This window comes from Streptomyces coeruleofuscus (assembly GCF_039532725.1).
Taxonomy (GTDB): Bacteria; Actinomycetota; Actinomycetes; order Streptomycetales; family Streptomycetaceae; genus Streptomyces; species Streptomyces coeruleofuscus.
The window spans coordinates 684391-698684 of the sequence record NZ_BAAASE010000002.1 but is presented as its reverse complement, the minus strand read 5'-3'; the positions used below and the strand labels follow the sequence as shown (position 1 = coordinate 698684).

Annotated in this window: 12 protein-coding genes; 4 read left to right on the top strand and 8 right to left on the bottom strand. The window is 71.3% G+C overall.

Annotated features, from left to right (window positions below; genetic code table 11):
• Positions 1–44: 44 nt before the first annotated feature.
• The 5 genes from ABFX81_RS10275 to ABFX81_RS10255 form a co-directional block, all read right to left on the bottom strand.
• On the bottom strand, positions 45–299 hold the full coding sequence (locus ABFX81_RS10275) for an SGM_3592 family protein (RefSeq protein WP_086849105.1): 255 nt from the start codon (positions 297–299) through the stop codon (positions 45–47).
• Between the two features lie 101 nt (positions 300–400).
• The gene (locus tag ABFX81_RS10270) at positions 401–1120 is read right to left on the bottom strand and encodes an ABC transporter permease subunit (protein ID WP_086849106.1); all 720 of its coding nucleotides are present in this window, start codon (positions 1118–1120) and stop codon (positions 401–403) included.
• A 9-nt stretch (positions 1121–1129) separates the two neighbouring features.
• Entirely contained in the window at positions 1130–2041 is a 912-nt protein-coding gene (locus ABFX81_RS10265) for an ATP-binding cassette domain-containing protein (protein WP_086849107.1), read from the bottom strand.
• Entirely contained in the window at positions 2038–2955 is a 918-nt protein-coding gene (locus ABFX81_RS10260; protein WP_086849108.1) for a hypothetical protein, read from the bottom strand. Before ABFX81_RS10260 ends, ABFX81_RS10265 begins: the two co-directional genes overlap by 4 nt.
• The gene (locus ABFX81_RS10255) at positions 2945–3913 is read right to left on the bottom strand and encodes an ATP-binding cassette domain-containing protein (RefSeq protein ID WP_086849109.1); all 969 of its coding nucleotides are present in this window, start codon (positions 3911–3913) and stop codon (positions 2945–2947) included. The genes ABFX81_RS10260 and ABFX81_RS10255 overlap by 11 nt, the downstream gene beginning before the upstream one ends.
• A gap of 203 nt (positions 3914–4116) precedes the next feature.
• Between ABFX81_RS10255 and ABFX81_RS10250 the strand changes: the two genes are divergently transcribed.
• The 4 genes from ABFX81_RS10250 (at position 4117) to ABFX81_RS10235 (ending at position 8506) form a co-directional block, all read left to right on the top strand.
• The gene (locus ABFX81_RS10250; RefSeq protein WP_086849110.1) at positions 4117–5874 is read left to right on the top strand and encodes an SDR family oxidoreductase; all 1758 of its coding nucleotides are present in this window, start codon (positions 4117–4119) and stop codon (positions 5872–5874) included.
• 137 nt (positions 5875–6011) lie between these two features.
• Positions 6012–6560, top strand: a complete 549-nt coding sequence (locus tag ABFX81_RS10245) for an RNA 2'-phosphotransferase (RefSeq protein ID WP_086849111.1) — start codon at positions 6012–6014, stop codon at positions 6558–6560.
• A gap of 83 nt (positions 6561–6643) precedes the next feature.
• Complete coding sequence (locus ABFX81_RS10240) at positions 6644–7546, top strand: LLM class flavin-dependent oxidoreductase (protein ID WP_086849112.1); 903 nt, start codon at positions 6644–6646, stop codon at positions 7544–7546.
• A 72-nt stretch (positions 7547–7618) separates the two neighbouring features.
• A complete protein-coding gene (locus tag ABFX81_RS10235) occupies positions 7619–8506 on the top strand; it encodes a Cof-type HAD-IIB family hydrolase (RefSeq protein WP_346137924.1) in 888 nt (295 codons plus the stop codon).
• Between the two features lie 52 nt (positions 8507–8558).
• Here the strand turns inward: ABFX81_RS10235 and ABFX81_RS10230 are convergent, their stop codons facing one another.
• The 3 genes from ABFX81_RS10230 to cydB all read right to left on the bottom strand — a co-directional run bounded on the left by ABFX81_RS10230 (position 8559) and on the right by cydB (position 14275).
• On the bottom strand, positions 8559–9617 hold the full coding sequence (locus ABFX81_RS10230; protein WP_086849115.1) for a peptidoglycan DD-metalloendopeptidase family protein: 1059 nt from the start codon (positions 9615–9617) through the stop codon (positions 8559–8561).
• 104 nt (positions 9618–9721) lie between these two features.
• On the bottom strand, positions 9722–13258 hold the full coding sequence (gene cydD / locus ABFX81_RS10225; protein WP_086849117.1) for a thiol reductant ABC exporter subunit CydD: 3537 nt from the start codon (positions 13256–13258) through the stop codon (positions 9722–9724).
• A gap of 12 nt (positions 13259–13270) precedes the next feature.
• Positions 13271–14275, bottom strand: a complete 1005-nt coding sequence (gene cydB / locus ABFX81_RS10220; protein ID WP_086849119.1) for a cytochrome d ubiquinol oxidase subunit II — start codon at positions 14273–14275, stop codon at positions 13271–13273.
• Positions 14276–14294 lie beyond the last annotated feature (19 nt).

Here is a 14294-nt window from a genome sequence, read left to right as displayed (position 1 = left end):
CGAAAAGGACGCCACCGATTAAACCGGCGGTCGGACGGGGCCGGTCAGCGCTTGCGCCACCTGCGCCGCCGGGCCTTGCTGAAGAACCAGCCAGCGGGCGGCTCGTCGGAGCGCCAGGGCTGTGGCTCCGGTTCGTCGCGCCGCCAGCGGGCGGCGAGCATCCGGGCGCGGGCGGACGGCTCGGAGGTCTCGGCGGAGCGTATGAAGTCGTCGTCCAGGACGAGGTCGTCCCAGGCGTCGTCCCCGGACCCGGATCCCGACTGCCCGTGGTCGTCGTACTGAGCCCTCTCGCCCGCCATCCCCGCCCCTCCGAGCCGTCCGACTTCCGTGCGATATCCCTACATACCGTTCGCCCAGTGTGCCCTGACGGGGGTGAGGCCCCCGTCAAGGCCGGGGCACGTCACTCCTCGCCGGCGAGTGTCAGCGAACGCAGCTTCTGACCGGCGTACCAGGTGGCCAGCACCGTGACGGCCACGAGCAGGACCGTCGCCGTGGTGAGGCCGACGTCCGAGGTCACCATGTCGGCGCCGGACACCTTCTGGGCCACGGCCAGCGCCCACTGCTGGACGCTCAGCGTGCGCGCGCCCTGCACCAGGGAGCCGAACAGGGCCTCCCAGACCAGCGCGTAGACGAGCCCGAACACCACCGCGTGCCGGGAGACCGTGCCGAGCAGCAGGAACAGGGCCGCGTACGCGATGGACCCGACCAGCGCCGCCACCGTGTAGGCCACGGCGATCTGCTGGCCGTTGCCGTTCAGGATGAAGCCCGCGATGAGCGTCGGCACCGCGGAGAACACCATCGTCACGGCGATGGCGACGATCAGCTTGGTGAAGATGATGGTCGGCCGCTTGATCGGCTTGGACAGCAGGTACACCACCGAGCCGTCGTCGATCTCCGGTCCGATCGCGCCGGTCCCGGCGATGACGCCGATGATCGGCACCATCGTGGCGAGGGCGAGGCCGCCGAGCAGGTCCGCCGCCGTCTGGTCGTCCGCCCCGGCGAGGAAGCGCACCACCACCGAGATGGCGATGAGCAGCAGCGGCAGGGCGCCGAGGATGAGGGCCCGGCGTCGGCCGAGCAGGGCCCGGTAGGTGAGCCGGGCGACTGTGGGGTCGTACATCAGGGCCTCCTACGCCGCGACGAGGTACGAGAAGACGGACTCGAGGGACTCGTCGGACGGCGAGACCGTGAGCAGCCGGATGCCGTGGTCCCTGGCCACCCGCGGCAGCAGAGCCGTGAAGCGGCCGAAGTCGACGGCCTGGATGCGCAGCGCGCCCTCGGCGAGGTCGACCTCGATGCCGGACGTCGACGGATCCGCGATCAGCGCGGCCGCGAGGGCGCGGTCGTCGCTGGAACGCACCAGGTAGCGGTGCGGCCGGTCGGTCATCAGGCGTCGGATCTTGCGGAAGTCACCGCTGGCGGCGTGCCGGCCGGCGACGACGACCTCGATGTGCCAGGCGAGCTGCTCGACCTCTTCGAGGATGTGGGACGAGAACAGCACCGTGCGGCCCTCGTCGCCCATGCGCCGCAGCAGGTCCATGAGCTGCATGCGCTGGCGCGGGTCCATGCCGTTGAAGGGCTCGTCCAGCAGGAGCAGGGACGGGTCGTGGACCAGGGCGGAGGCCATCTTCACGCGCTGGCGCATGCCCTTGGAGTACGTCTGGATCTTGCGGTCCTGCGCGTACTCCATCTCGACCGTGGCGAGCGCCTTCTGGGCCGCCTTGGCGCCCAGGCCGTGCAGCTCGGCGTTGGCGACGACGAACTCCTTGCCGGTGAGGAAGTCGTACATCGCCTCCCGCTCGGGGACGACGCCGATGTGCTTGTAGATCTGCTCGTTGCGCCACACCGGCTGGCCGTCGAGGGTGACCGTGCCGGTGGAGGGGGCCAGGAAGCCGCCCATCATGTTGATGAGGGTGGACTTTCCGGCGCCGTTGGGGCCGAGCAGGCCGGTGACGCCGGGGCCGACGGTCATGGTGATGTCGTTGACGGCGACCACGTTGCCGAACCAGCGGGAGACGTGGTCGATGGAGAGCGTGGTCACAGTCCCACCTTCTTGTAGCGGCGCATCAGGATGCCGTAGCTCGCCGCGATCAGGCCCAGGACGACGAGGACGTAGACGACGCCCTCGGCGTTGCTCGGGCCCACCCCGCTCGGGGATGCCGAGGTCGCGCCCAGGAACGCGGACTGCACGCCGTCGATGAGCGTGATCGGCGAGAACAGCCCGATCCACGGCACGGCGTCGCTGCTGCCCTGTGCGTCGGCGATGGCCTGGAGGGTGGAGACCGCGCCGTAGGTGATGGTCATCACGGCGATCACGGCCGCGATGCCGAAGCCGCGGCGCGGAGTGAAGGACGCGATGACCAGGCCGATGCCGGCGAACAACAGTGAGAGCAGTGCCACGGAAACCAGTCCTTGTGCGAATCCCTTGGTCTGGTCGGCGAAGTCGAGCTTGGCCAGCAGCGCGCCCACGTAGAGCACCAGCAGGGGACCGGCGGTGAGGATGAACAGCGCCGAGGCCAGCGCCGCGAACTTGGCGCGGACGTAGTCGGCGGTCTCGATCGGCCGGGAGAAGTACAGCGGCACGGTCTTGAAGCGCAGGTCGCGCGAGACGGACTGGGGCGCCTGCGAGGCGACGTACAGGCTGATGACCGCCTGCATGACGATCGCGTAGCGCGTGTAGTCCAGCGGCAGGGCGTTGGCCTTGGTGGCGACCGCGACGGCGACCATGATGGCCGCGGGCACGCACATCACCACGAACAGCAGCATGGGCAGCACCTTGGACTTGACCGAGCGGCCGAGGCCGTAGGAGCCGCGCAGGGACTGCGAGTACAGGGAGCGGCGGGCGTAGGCGCGGCCCAGCCGGGGGCCGTCGTAGCTGCGGTAGCCGATGTTGTGGATGCGGGTCTGGTCACCCGGCGCCGGGGCGGATGTCCCCGTGGAGTGCTCAACCGCCATGGCCGACCGCCTCCTTCCGCTGCTCGTGCTGGTCGCTGGTCGTGAAGACCTCGGAGATGTGGTGCCTGCGCTGCTCCATGCGCACCAGGCCGAGTCCGAGGTCCGCGATCACGTCCCGGACCAGGTCGTACGTCTCCTCGCCCTGGGCGGTGAGCAGCAGGATGTGGCCGGCGCCCGGCAGGCCGCTGCCGTCCTCGACGCTCACCCCGTGGGCGTGCAGCGCCTCGCGCACCGCGCGGGTGCCGTCCGGGTGCTCGTCGGTGTCGGTGACCTCGATCGCGAGGGTCGTCGTGGTCTGGGTGAAGTCGGTGGTGGAGCTGGAGCGCAGGAGCTTGCCGCCGTCGACGACGACGACGTGGTCGCAGGTGCGCTCCAGTTCACCCAGCAGGTGCGAGGTGACCAGGACCGAGATGCCGAAGTCGGTGTGGATCCGGCGGATCAGGCCGAGCATCTCGTCGCGGCCGACCGGGTCGAGGCCGTTGGTCGGCTCGTCGAGGAAGACCAGCTGCGGGTCGTGGACGAGGGCCTGGGCGAGCTTGACGCGCTGCTTCATGCCGGTCGAGTAGCCGCCGATGGGGCGGTAGCGCTCCTCGTACAGGCCGACGTGGCGCAGGGTGTCGGCGGTGCGCTCTCGGGCGGCGGTGGGCGGCAGGCCGGACATGCGCGCCATGTGGACGACGAACTCGGTGGCCGAGACGTCCGGCGGCAGACAGTCGTGCTCGGGCATGTAGCCGACCCGCTCGCGGATGTCGGCGCCCTTGGTGGCGACGTCGAGGCCGAGCACTTCGGCGCGGCCCTCGGTGGCGGGGGACAGACCCAGAAGGATCTTGATCAGTGTGGACTTGCCGGCTCCGTTGGCTCCGACGAGTCCGGTCACACCGGGCCCGACGTCCACGGAGAGCCGGTCAAGCGCGGTCACCCTGGGGAACCGCTTGCTCAGGCTTTCGGTCGCGATCACAGTCACGCTTCGAAGGTAGGGGCCGCGAGCGTGGCGGTCGTCACTCCGCAGAGCTGCTTTCGAGTCAGCCTGGAGTAGTACGGGCCCTTAGGGGACCTGGTTCTTGAGAGTTACCACGCCGGGGAGCACACCCGGGAGCGCGCCGGGACCACGCTATGGAGCGCCCTATTGACGATGTCTCTAACAACTGCCAGATTCGCCGGATGACGTTGCTCACGGGCGCGCGGGAGCGCTGGGTGCGGACCGGCGGAGTCGAGCTGTGCGTGGCGGAGGTGGGTGATCCGCGGCGGCCGACGGTCGTCCTGGTGCACGGCTACCCCGACAGCAAAGAGGTGTGGTCCGAGGTCGCCGCGCGTCTCGCCGAGCACTTCCACGTGGTGGCGTACGACGTCCGCGGTCACGGACGGTCGACGGCGCCGCGGCCGCTGCGGGGCGGGTTCACGCTGGAGAAGCTGACGGACGACTTCCTGGCCGTCGCGGACGCGGTCAGCCCGGACCGGCCGGTGCACCTGGTCGGGCACGACTGGGGCTCGGTGCAGGCCTGGGAGTTCACCACCGTCCGGCGCACCGAGGGCCGCATCGCCTCGTTCACCTCCATGTCCGGGCCGTCCCTGGACCACTTCGGCCACTGGATCAACAGCCGTGTGAGGCGGCCCACCCCGCGCCGGGTCGGCCAGCTCCTCGGGCAGGGCGCCAGGTCCTGGTACGTGTACCTGTTGCAGACGCCGGTGCTGCCCGAGCTGGCCTGGCGCGGCCCGCTCGGCAAGCGCTGGCCCCGGGTGCTGGAGCGTGTCGAGAAGGTGCCCCGGGGCGACTACCCGACCTCGTCCCTGCCGTCGGACGCGGCACACGGGGCCTGGCTGTACCGGGACAACGTACGGCCCCGGCTGCGCAGGCCGCGCACGGACGCGTACGCCCACGCGCCCGTGCAGGTCGTGACGCCCCTGGAGGACCGGTTCCTGTCGGAGCGGCTCCACGACGGACTGGAGCAGTGGGTTCCGCAGCTGACCCGCAGGACCGTTCAGGCGGGGCACTGGATCCCACGCACCCGTCCGGATCAGCTGGCTTCGTGGATCGAGGAGTTCGTGAGGTCCGTCGAGAGCGGCCGGTCCCCGGTGGTGGCGAGCGGCAGGCACGCCGAGCGGTTCGGCGGGCAGCTCGTGCTGGTCACCGGGGCGGGCAGCGGCATCGGACGGGCGACGGCGCTGGCGTTCGCCGAGGCCGGCGCGCGCGTGGTGGCCGTAGACCGGAACGCGGAGGCGGCGGCCCGCACCGCCGAGTCGTCCCGCCTGGCAGGCGCTCCCGAGGCCTGGGCGGAGACGGTCGACGTCTCCGACGAGCAGGCCATGGAGAAATTCGCCGAGAGGGTCACCACCGAGTACGGGGTGGTGGACGTCCTGGTGAACAACGCCGGGATCGGACTGTCCGGTTCCTTCTTCGACACCACGCCGGAGAACTGGAAGAAGGTCCTCGACGTCAACCTGTGGGGTGTGATCCACGGCTGCCGGCTCTTCGGCCGGCGGATGGCCGAGCGCGGGCAGGGCGGCCACATCGTGAACGTGGCGTCGGCGGCGGCCTACCAGCCGTCCCGGGCACTGCCCGCCTACAGCACCTCCAAGGCGGCCGTGCTGATGCTCAGCGAGTGCCTGCGCGCGGAACTCGCCGGGCGGGGGATCGGTGTGACGGCGGTCTGCCCCGGCTTCGTCAACACCGCCATCACGTCCACGGCGCACTTCGCCGGGGTCGACGCCGACGAGGAGAAGCGGCTTCAGCAGCGGGCCGCCCGCCTGTACGGGCTGAGGAACTACCCGCCGGAGAAGGTCGCCGCCGCGATCGTGCGGGCAGTGGTACGCAATGACGCGGTGGTCCCGGTCACACCGGAGGCGCGGGGCGCGCGCTGGCTCTCGCGGTTCGCGCCGGGGGTACTGCGGAGGATCGCGCGCGTGAGACCGCCGATGTGACCCCAAGGCGCTTGATACGAAGGCCAGTTGTCCACAGAATCGCCAATTCCGCTGTGGATAACACCACTTGGCTGTGGATCAAACCTCAAAGGGAAAACTCGATCGCGTGATTCAGGTCTCTCCCGCACCCTGAGGGAATGGACGAAAGACGCACCGTGAAGGTGTCGAAGTACCTCTCGAAGCATCTGCGCCATCAGCCGGCGGGGATCGGGCTGGCACTGGACGAAGCCGGCTGGGTCGAGATCGACACGCTGATCGCCGCAGCCGCCGCACATGGCTTTCCCTTCACCCGCGCCGAACTGGACCACGTCGTCGCCACCAACGACAAACGGCGTTTCGCCGTCGAGGGCACCCGGATCCGCGCCAGCCAGGGCCACAGTGTCGAGGTCGACCTCGGGCTGCCGACGCAGACCCCGCCCGCGTACCTCTTCCACGGCACCGTCGCCCGCAACCTGGACGCGATCCGGGCCGAGGGACTCAGGCCGATGAACCGACACGCCGTGCATCTCTCACCCGACCGGGAGACGGCGACCCGCGTCGGCGCCCGCCGTGGCCGCCCTGTCGTGCTGACCGTGGACGCGGCCGCCATGCACCGCGACGGCCATGTCTTCCAGGTGAGCGCGAACGGCGTGTGGCTGACCCAGGCTGTACCGGCACGGTATCTGCGCCTTCCCGGGCCTCGCTGACGTGCTGTGCGGGGCGAGCCGCCCATGGTGAATGTTTCACGTGAAACACGGGCCACCCACAGCGCTCCCTTAGGCTCGATGCCATGAGTCTGCGTCTGAGCACCGTGATCCTCCCCTACCGCCGCTGGCAGGAAGGCGGCCGTACGGCATGGACCCGTGCCGAGCAACTCGGCTTCCACACCGCGTACACCTACGACCACCTGTCCTGGCGCAGCTTCCGGGACGGCCCCTGGTTCGGCGCCGTACCGACCCTCACCGCCGCCGCGACCGTCACCGACCGGCTGCGGCTGGGCACATTGGTCACCTCGCCGAACTTCCGGCACCCGGTGACCCTCGCCAAGGAGCTGATCTCCCTCGACGACATCTCCGGCGGGCGGGTCACTCTCGGCATAGGGGCGGGCGGCTCGGGCTTCGACGCCACCGCGCTCGGCCAGGAGCCGTGGACCCCGCGCGAGCGCGCCGATCGCTTCGCCGAGTTCGTCCCGCTGCTCGACCGGCTGCTCAGCGAGGACGCGGTGTCGTACGAGGGCGACTTCTACTCGGCCCACGAGGCACGGAACATCCCCGGCTGTGTGCAGCGCCCCAGGCTGCCGTTCGCGGTGGCCGCGACCGGCCCACGCGGGATGCGGCTCGCCGCCCGGTACGGGCAGGCGTGGGTGACCACCGGCGACCCCAAGCTCTACGAGAACGGCACTCCTGAACAGTCGGTTCAGGCCATCCGCGGGCAGGCGGAGAAGCTCGCCGACATCTGTGCCGAGATCGGCCGGGACATGACCGATCTCGACAAGGTCCTGCTCACCGGATTCACGCCGGAGCGCGGCGGTCCGCTCCAGTCCCTGGACGCCTTCGTCGACTTCGCCGGCCGGCACAAGGAACTGGGCTTCACGGAGATCGTGATCCACTGGCCCATCCCCGACTCGCCCTTCGCGACGGACGAGAAGGCGTTCGAGCAGATCACCATGGAAGCGCCGGCGCAGTTGCGGTGATGCCTTCGAGACGTTCCTGGTGAGGGCGGTATCCACTCACCTGTGCGGACTCCCGCACGCCCGTGCAGGCATATGCGGGACAATGGCCGGGTGACCTCAGCGACCCGACAGCCCGAGACCGCGGCCGGTACCCTTCCCCCGCGACTGATCGCCACCGACCTCGACGGCACCCTGCTGCGCGACGACAAGTCGGTGTCCCCGCGCACGGTGGCCGCGCTGGCCGCCGCCGAAGAGGCGGGCATCGAGGTCTTCTTCGTCACGGGCCGCCCGGCCCGCTGGATGGACGTCGTCAGCGACCACGTGCACGGCCACGGCCTGGCGATCTGCGGCAACGGCGCCGCCGTGGTCGACCTGCACGGTGGCCCCGGCTCCCACCGGTTCGTGAAGGTACGGGAGCTGGAGCGGGCGAACGCGCTGGACGCCGTACGCCTGCTGCGTGATGCGGCTCCGGGCACGGTGTACGCGGTGGAACAGACGTACGGCTTCTACCAGGAGCCGGCCTATCCGAAGCTGCACATGGAGACCCCCGACAGCCTCGCCCCGGCGGAGGAACTGCTGTCGCCGGACCACCGCGCGGCCGGGGAGCCGGTGCTGAAGATCCTGGCCTACCACCCCGAGATGGATCCCGACGCCTTCCTGACCCTGGCCCGGCTCGCCATCGGCGACCGCGCCAACGTGACCCGATCCAGCCCCAGCGCCCTGCTGGAGATCAGCGGCCCCGGTGTGTCGAAGGCCAGCACGCTCGCCCTGTGCTGCGCCGAGCGCGGCATCTCGCACGAGCAGGTCGTCGCCTTCGGTGACATGCCGAACGACGTCGAGATGCTGACCTGGGCGGGCCGGTCCTACGCGATGGGCAACGCCCACCCGGACGTGGTCGCCGCGGCCTCGGGACGGACGGTCGCGAACAACGAGGACGGGGTGGCGGTCGTGATCGAGCGGCTGCTCACGGAACTGCCGTAGCCGTCGCGGCGGCTCCGGCCTGCGGCTCGGCTGTGTGCGGCTCTCCCCGGGGTCAGAGCGACACCCCTCGTGCCGCCAGCCATGACACCGGGTTGACGGACGAGCCCATCTCCGGCGTGACCCTGGCCTCGAAGTGCAGGTGTGGTCCGGTGGAGTTGCCCGTGCTGCCCGACTGGCCGATCCACTGGCCGGGGCTGACGTGCTCCCCCTGGTCGACCGCGACGGACGCGAGATGGGCGTACTGCGTGTAGTAGCCGCCCGCGTGCCTGAGCACGATCTCGATGCCGAAGGGCCCTCCGCAGGACACCTTCTCCACCCGGCCCTCGCCCACGGCCCGCACCGGCGTGCCGATCGGCACCGCGAAGTCCTGCCCGGTGTGCCTGCTGGACCACCGCGCACCGCCGCTGCCGTAGGAGGCGGACAGCTCGTACGTCTCCACGGGCGCGACCCAGGCGCTCGGGAAGGCCGTCTCCGGCTGGTCGAGCCGCACGGCCCCGCGGCACGCCCCGGCTGCGACCGAGGCGTCCGCCTGCCCCTGGAGCTGCGAGCGTGCCGTTTCCAGCTTCTGCTCGATGTCGGCCTTGAGGCCGGCGAGTTGCGCGTTCCGCTTCTCCAGCGCCTGCCAGTGGGCCGCGGCCTTGGCCTCGTCCGCGGCGAGCCGTGCCTCGGCCCGGCGGCTCTTGGAGATCGCGTTGTTCACGGCCAGATTCGTCTGTGAGAAAGCGTGCTGACCTCGCATCAGATCATCGGGACCGTCGGCGAGGATCATCTGCGCGGCCACCGGCAGGCCACCGCTGGATCGGTACTGGGCGCGGGCGATCCTGCCCAGGTCCTCGTGCAGGGCGGCGATGTGCCGCCGCTGACCGTCCAGGAGTTCCTCGGCCCGCTGGGCTCGGGCCCGTTGCTCCTCCGCCTCCTCCCGCCCGGCCTCGTACTGCTGCGTCGCCACCGCGGCCTCCTCGTACAGCCGCGCCACTTCGGCGCTGAGGCCCGAGTCCCCGCCGGTGCCGCTCCCGGACTCCTTGTGCGCCGCCGTCGGCCGGGCCGCGAGGACCGCCAGGGCGCACAAGAGAACCGGAACGAGCAGCCGGTGGCGGCGATATGAGCGCATGTCAGTGATCGTCGCCCAGACCGGCCGGCCCGGCCCTGTTCACGTCGTACGGCTGGGGGACCGGTTACCCCGAACGGCTCAGTGCGGTGCCGGTCGTGACCCCGCTAAGGCACGGCCACCAAGGACTCCGAAGCCGCCTCCCGCTCGGCCATCTCCCGCAACGGCCCGTCCACGGCCACCAGCTCGGCGTAGGTCCCGCGCTGCACGACACGTCCCTGGTCCAGCACGATCACCTCGTCGACCGCCTCCAGACCCGCCAGCCGGTGCGTGATGAGCAGCGTCGTGCGGCCCTCGGTGGCGGCCAGCAGGTCGGCGGTGAGCGCGTCCGCGGTCGGCAGGTCCAGGTGTTCGGCGGGCTCGTCGAGCACCAGGACGGGGAAGTCGGCGAGCAGTGCCCGGGCCAGTGCGAGGCGCTGTCGCTGCCCTCCCGACAGCCGCGCCCCGTGCTCGCCGACCAGAGTGTCGAGTCCGCCGGGCAGGCCGGCGGCCCAGTCCAGCAGCCGGGCCCGGCCGAGCGCGGCACGCAGTTCGTCCTCGGTGGCGTCCTTCTTGGCGAGCAGCAGGTTCTCGCGCAGCGAGCTGTCGAAGAGGTGCGCGTCCTGCGCACACAGCCCGACGAGCTGTCGCACGTCGTCGCCGTGCAGCGCGTAGGCGTCCACGCCCGCCAGCGTGTAGGAACCCGCGTCCGCGTCGAGGAAGCGCAGCAGCACCTGCGCCAGCGTCGTCTTGCCGGAGCCGGAGGGTCCGACCACGGCGACCCGGCGGCCCTCCTCGAGGGTCAGATCCAGCCCGGCGAGCGCGTCCCGGTCCTGCCCCGCGTGCCGCGCGGCCAGCCCCTTGACGGCGACCGGGAACGGCGACGCGGGCATCCGCCGGGGCTGCTCGGGCTCCGCCACGGGCTCCGGGGCGTCCAGCACCTCGTACACCCGCTCGGCGCTCCGGCGTACCCGCTGCCGGTACTGCACGGCGAGCGGCAGCCCGAGCACGGCCTCGAAGGCGGCCAGCGGGGTGAGGACGACGACGGCCATGGTCACGCCGTCCAGCCGTCCGACCGCGACCGCCTGCGCGCCGACCAGGGCGGCGGCCGTGACGGTCAGGCCGGAGATCAGCGCGGTGAGCCCGTCGCCGAGTGCCGTGGCGGTGGCGCCGCGCGAGGCGATCCGGGTGAGCACCCCGTCGGCCTCGCGTGCCTGGGCGGTCCGCGCGGGGAGGGCACCCGCGACGGTCAGTTCCGCGGTTCCGGTGAGCAGATCGGCCACCCGCGTCGCGAGCACGCCGCGGGCGGGCGCCAGCCGGTGCTCGGCCCGCCGCGCGACAGCACCCGTGACGAGTGGCACGCCCGCTCCCGCCGCCAGCAGCCCGGCCGCGAGCACGGCTCCGGCCTCGGGCAGCAGCCACGCCGTGAAGCCGACGGACACGGCCGACACGACGACGGCCGCCCCGGCCGGCAGCAGCCACCGCAGCCAGTAGTCCTGCAACGCGTCCACGTCCGCGACCAGCCGGGACAGCAGATCGCCCCGGCGGGTCCGGCGCAGTCCGGCGGGCGCCAGCCGCTCCAGCCTGCGGAACACCGCGACCCTGGTGTCCGCCAGCATCCGCAGCACGGCGTCGTGCGAGACCAGCCGCTCGGCGTACCGGAACACGGCCCGCCCGATCCCGAAGGCCCGCGTCGCCGTCACAGCCACCATCAGGTACAGCACGGGCGGCTGCTGCGAGGCCCGCGAGATCAGCCACCCGGAGGTGGCCATGAGCCCTACGGCACTCCCGAGCGCGAGACTCCCGAGCAGCAGCGCGAGTCCCAGCCGCCCCCGCCGGGCACCGGACATGGCACGAACGCGCGCGAGGACCCCGCCCGAAGCAGGCCGACCGCCGGGCTCGGCCGGAGAGGCCGCGGCGGGCAACTCGACCTCGGCGGATACCATTCCGGGGTTCCGGACCGCGGAGGATGTGACGGGCACAGGGGAAGGCACGACAGACACCGCGGAGGACGCGCCAGGAACCAGGGCGGTCTCGGGTTCCGCCAGCCGCACCACCCGGTCGGCCACGCCCAGCAGCGCCGGCCGGTGCACCACCAGCAGCACCGTCCGCCCGGCCGCCAGCCGCCGTACCGCCCTCACGACCTCGGCCTCGGTGGCCCCGTCCAGCGCGGCCGTCGGCTCGTCGAGCAGCAGCACGGGCCGGTCCGCGAGGAACGCCCGGGCCAGCGCGAGCCGCTGTCGCTGCCCGGCTGACAGCCCGGCCCCGTCCTCGCCGAGCACGGTGTCCGCACCCTCGGGCAGCGCGTCCACGAACTCCAGCGCCCCGGCGTCCCGCAGCGCCCGCCGTACGGCGTCGTCGTCGGCTTCGGGCCGCGCCAGCCGTACGTTCTCGGCGATCGTCCCGGCGTACAGATGCGGCCGCTGCGGCACCCAAGCGATCCGGGACCGCCACTGCTCCGGGTCCACGTCGGCGAGGTCGACTCCCCCGACCCGCACCCGCCCCTCGGCCGGTGACACGAACCCGAGCAGGACGTGCAGCAGCGTCGACTTGCCGGCACCGCTCGGCCCGACCAGCGCGACCGTCTCACCGGGCTCGACGGTGAAGGACACGTCCGACACGGCGTCCGCCGACCGCCCCGGGTAGCGGACGGTCACCCCCTCGAAAGCCAGCGCACCCGCCGGCACAGCCCCGGAACCGGACGCCGGAACGGGCGTCTCCAGAACCTCGAAGATCTCCTCCGCCGCGGCGAGTCCCTCCGCCGCCGCGTGGTACTGCGCCCCGACCTGCCGCAACGGCAGATACGCCTCCGGCGCCAGGATCAGGATGACCAGGCCGATGTACAGGTCCATCTCGCCGTGCACCAGCCGCATGCCGATCGTCACGGCGACCAGCGCCACCGAGATCGTCGCGAGCAGTTCCAGCGCGAAGGAGGAGATGAAGGCGATCCGCAGCGTCCGCATGGTCGCCTGCCGGTACGCGCCGGTGATCCGCCGGATCGACTCGGCCTGCGCCTTGGCCCGCCCGAAGACCTTCAGCGTCGGCAGCCCCGCGACGACGTCCAGGAAGTGCCCGGACAACCGCGACAGCAGCTGCCACTGACGGTCCATCCTCGACTGGGTGGCCCAGCCGATCAGCACCATGAAGACCGGGATGAGCGGCAGGGTGCCCACGATGATGGCCGCGGAGACCCAGTCCTCGGTGACGATCCGCGCCAGCACCGCCACCGGCACGACCACCGCGAGGCCCAACTGCGGCAGATACCGCGAGAAGTAGTCATCGAGGGCGTCGACACCCCGGGTGGCCAGAGCGACCAGCGAACCGGTCCGCCGTCCGCTCAGCCAGCCCGGCCCCAGCTGAGCGGCACGCTCCAGCAACCGTCCCCGCAGTTCGGACTTCACCGCCGCACTCGCCCGGTGCGCGGCGAGCTCGGTGAGCCAGCCGACCAGCGCCCGGCCGGCCGCGACAGCAGTCAACAGCAACAGGGGAGTGGCGAGTTCGGACACGGCCATGCGGTGCTGGAACGCGCCGACCACCATCTCGGCGATGAGCATCGCCTGCGCGATGACCAGCCCCGCCCCGATCGCCCCCAGGGCGATGACCGCCACCAGGAAGACCCGGGTGGCACGGGCGTACCGGAGGAGACGCGGATCGATTGGTTTCACGTGAAACACACCTCAGTGCACGGTCTCGGCGATGTGCTGCGTACCGATGCGCTTGCGGAACACCCAGTACGTCCAGCCCTGGTAGACCATCACGACCGGAGTGGCGATCGCCGCGCACCAGGTCATGATCTTCAGCGTGTACGGGCTGGACGAGGCGTTGGTGACCGTCAGGCTCCAGTCCGGGTTCAGCGTCGACGGCATGACGTTCGGGAACAGCGTCAGGAAGAGCATGGCCACCGTGGCCACGATGGTGAGTCCCGACAGGGCGAACGCCCAGCCCTCACGCCTCGCCCGCGCCGCGATCAGCGCCACGACGAGCGACGCCACGGCCGCGACCAGCGCGACGAGCGACGCCCCGTCGCCTCGGTCGGACTGCGTCCACAGCAGGAAGGCGAGGGCCAGCAGGGCGGTCACCGGACCGACGCGCAGCGCCAGTTTCCGCGCCCGCTCCCGGATCTCCCCGACAGTCTTGAGCCCGACGAACACCGTTCCGTGGAAGGTGAACAGCGCCAGCGTGACGAGACCGCCCAGGAGCGCATACGGGTTGAGCAGGTCCAGGACGCCGCCGGCGTAGTTGAAGTCCTGGTCGATCTTCACACCGTGCACGATGTTGCCGAAGGCCACACCCCACAGGAACGCGGGGATCAGCGAGGTCCAGAAGATCGCCGTCTCCCAGTTGCGCTGCCAGTTCTCCTCGGGCCGCTTGACGCGGTACTCGAAGGCCACACCCCGGACGATGAGGCAGACCAGGATGAGCAGCAGCGGCAGGTAGAAGCCGGAGAAGAGCGTGGCGTACCACTCGGGGAAGGCGGCGAAGGTCGCGCCGCCCGCCGAGAGCAGCCACACCTCGTTGCCGTCCCAGACAGGGCCGATGGTGTTGATCAGCACCCGCTTCTCGGGCCGGTTGCGGGCGAGCAGCTTCGTGAGCACACCGACCCCGAAGTCGAAGCCCTCCAGGAAGAAGTAGCCGGTCCACAGGACGGCGATCAGGACGAACCAGACGTCGTGCAGTTCCATGACTGTGCAGCTCCCTCGG

Coding starts and splice junctions, on each gene's coding strand:
- ABFX81_RS10275 (WP_086849105.1), bottom strand. CDS start 299: ATGGCGGGCGAGAGGGCTCAGTACGACGACCACGGGCAGTCGGGATCC.
- ABFX81_RS10270 (WP_086849106.1), bottom strand. CDS start 1,120: ATGTACGACCCCACAGTCGCCCGGCTCACCTACCGGGCCCTGCTCGGC.
- ABFX81_RS10260 (WP_086849108.1), bottom strand. CDS start 2,955: ATGGCGGTTGAGCACTCCACGGGGACATCCGCCCCGGCGCCGGGTGAC.
- ABFX81_RS10250 (WP_086849110.1), top strand. CDS start 4,117: ATGACGTTGCTCACGGGCGCGCGGGAGCGCTGGGTGCGGACCGGCGGA.
- ABFX81_RS10245 (WP_086849111.1), top strand. CDS start 6,012: ATGGACGAAAGACGCACCGTGAAGGTGTCGAAGTACCTCTCGAAGCAT.
- ABFX81_RS10240 (WP_086849112.1), top strand. CDS start 6,644: ATGAGTCTGCGTCTGAGCACCGTGATCCTCCCCTACCGCCGCTGGCAG.
- ABFX81_RS10235 (WP_346137924.1), top strand. CDS start 7,619: ATGCGGGACAATGGCCGGGTGACCTCAGCGACCCGACAGCCCGAGACC.
- ABFX81_RS10230 (WP_086849115.1), bottom strand. CDS start 9,617: ATGCGCTCATATCGCCGCCACCGGCTGCTCGTTCCGGTTCTCTTGTGC.
- cydB (WP_086849119.1), bottom strand. CDS start 14,275: ATGGAACTGCACGACGTCTGGTTCGTCCTGATCGCCGTCCTGTGGACC.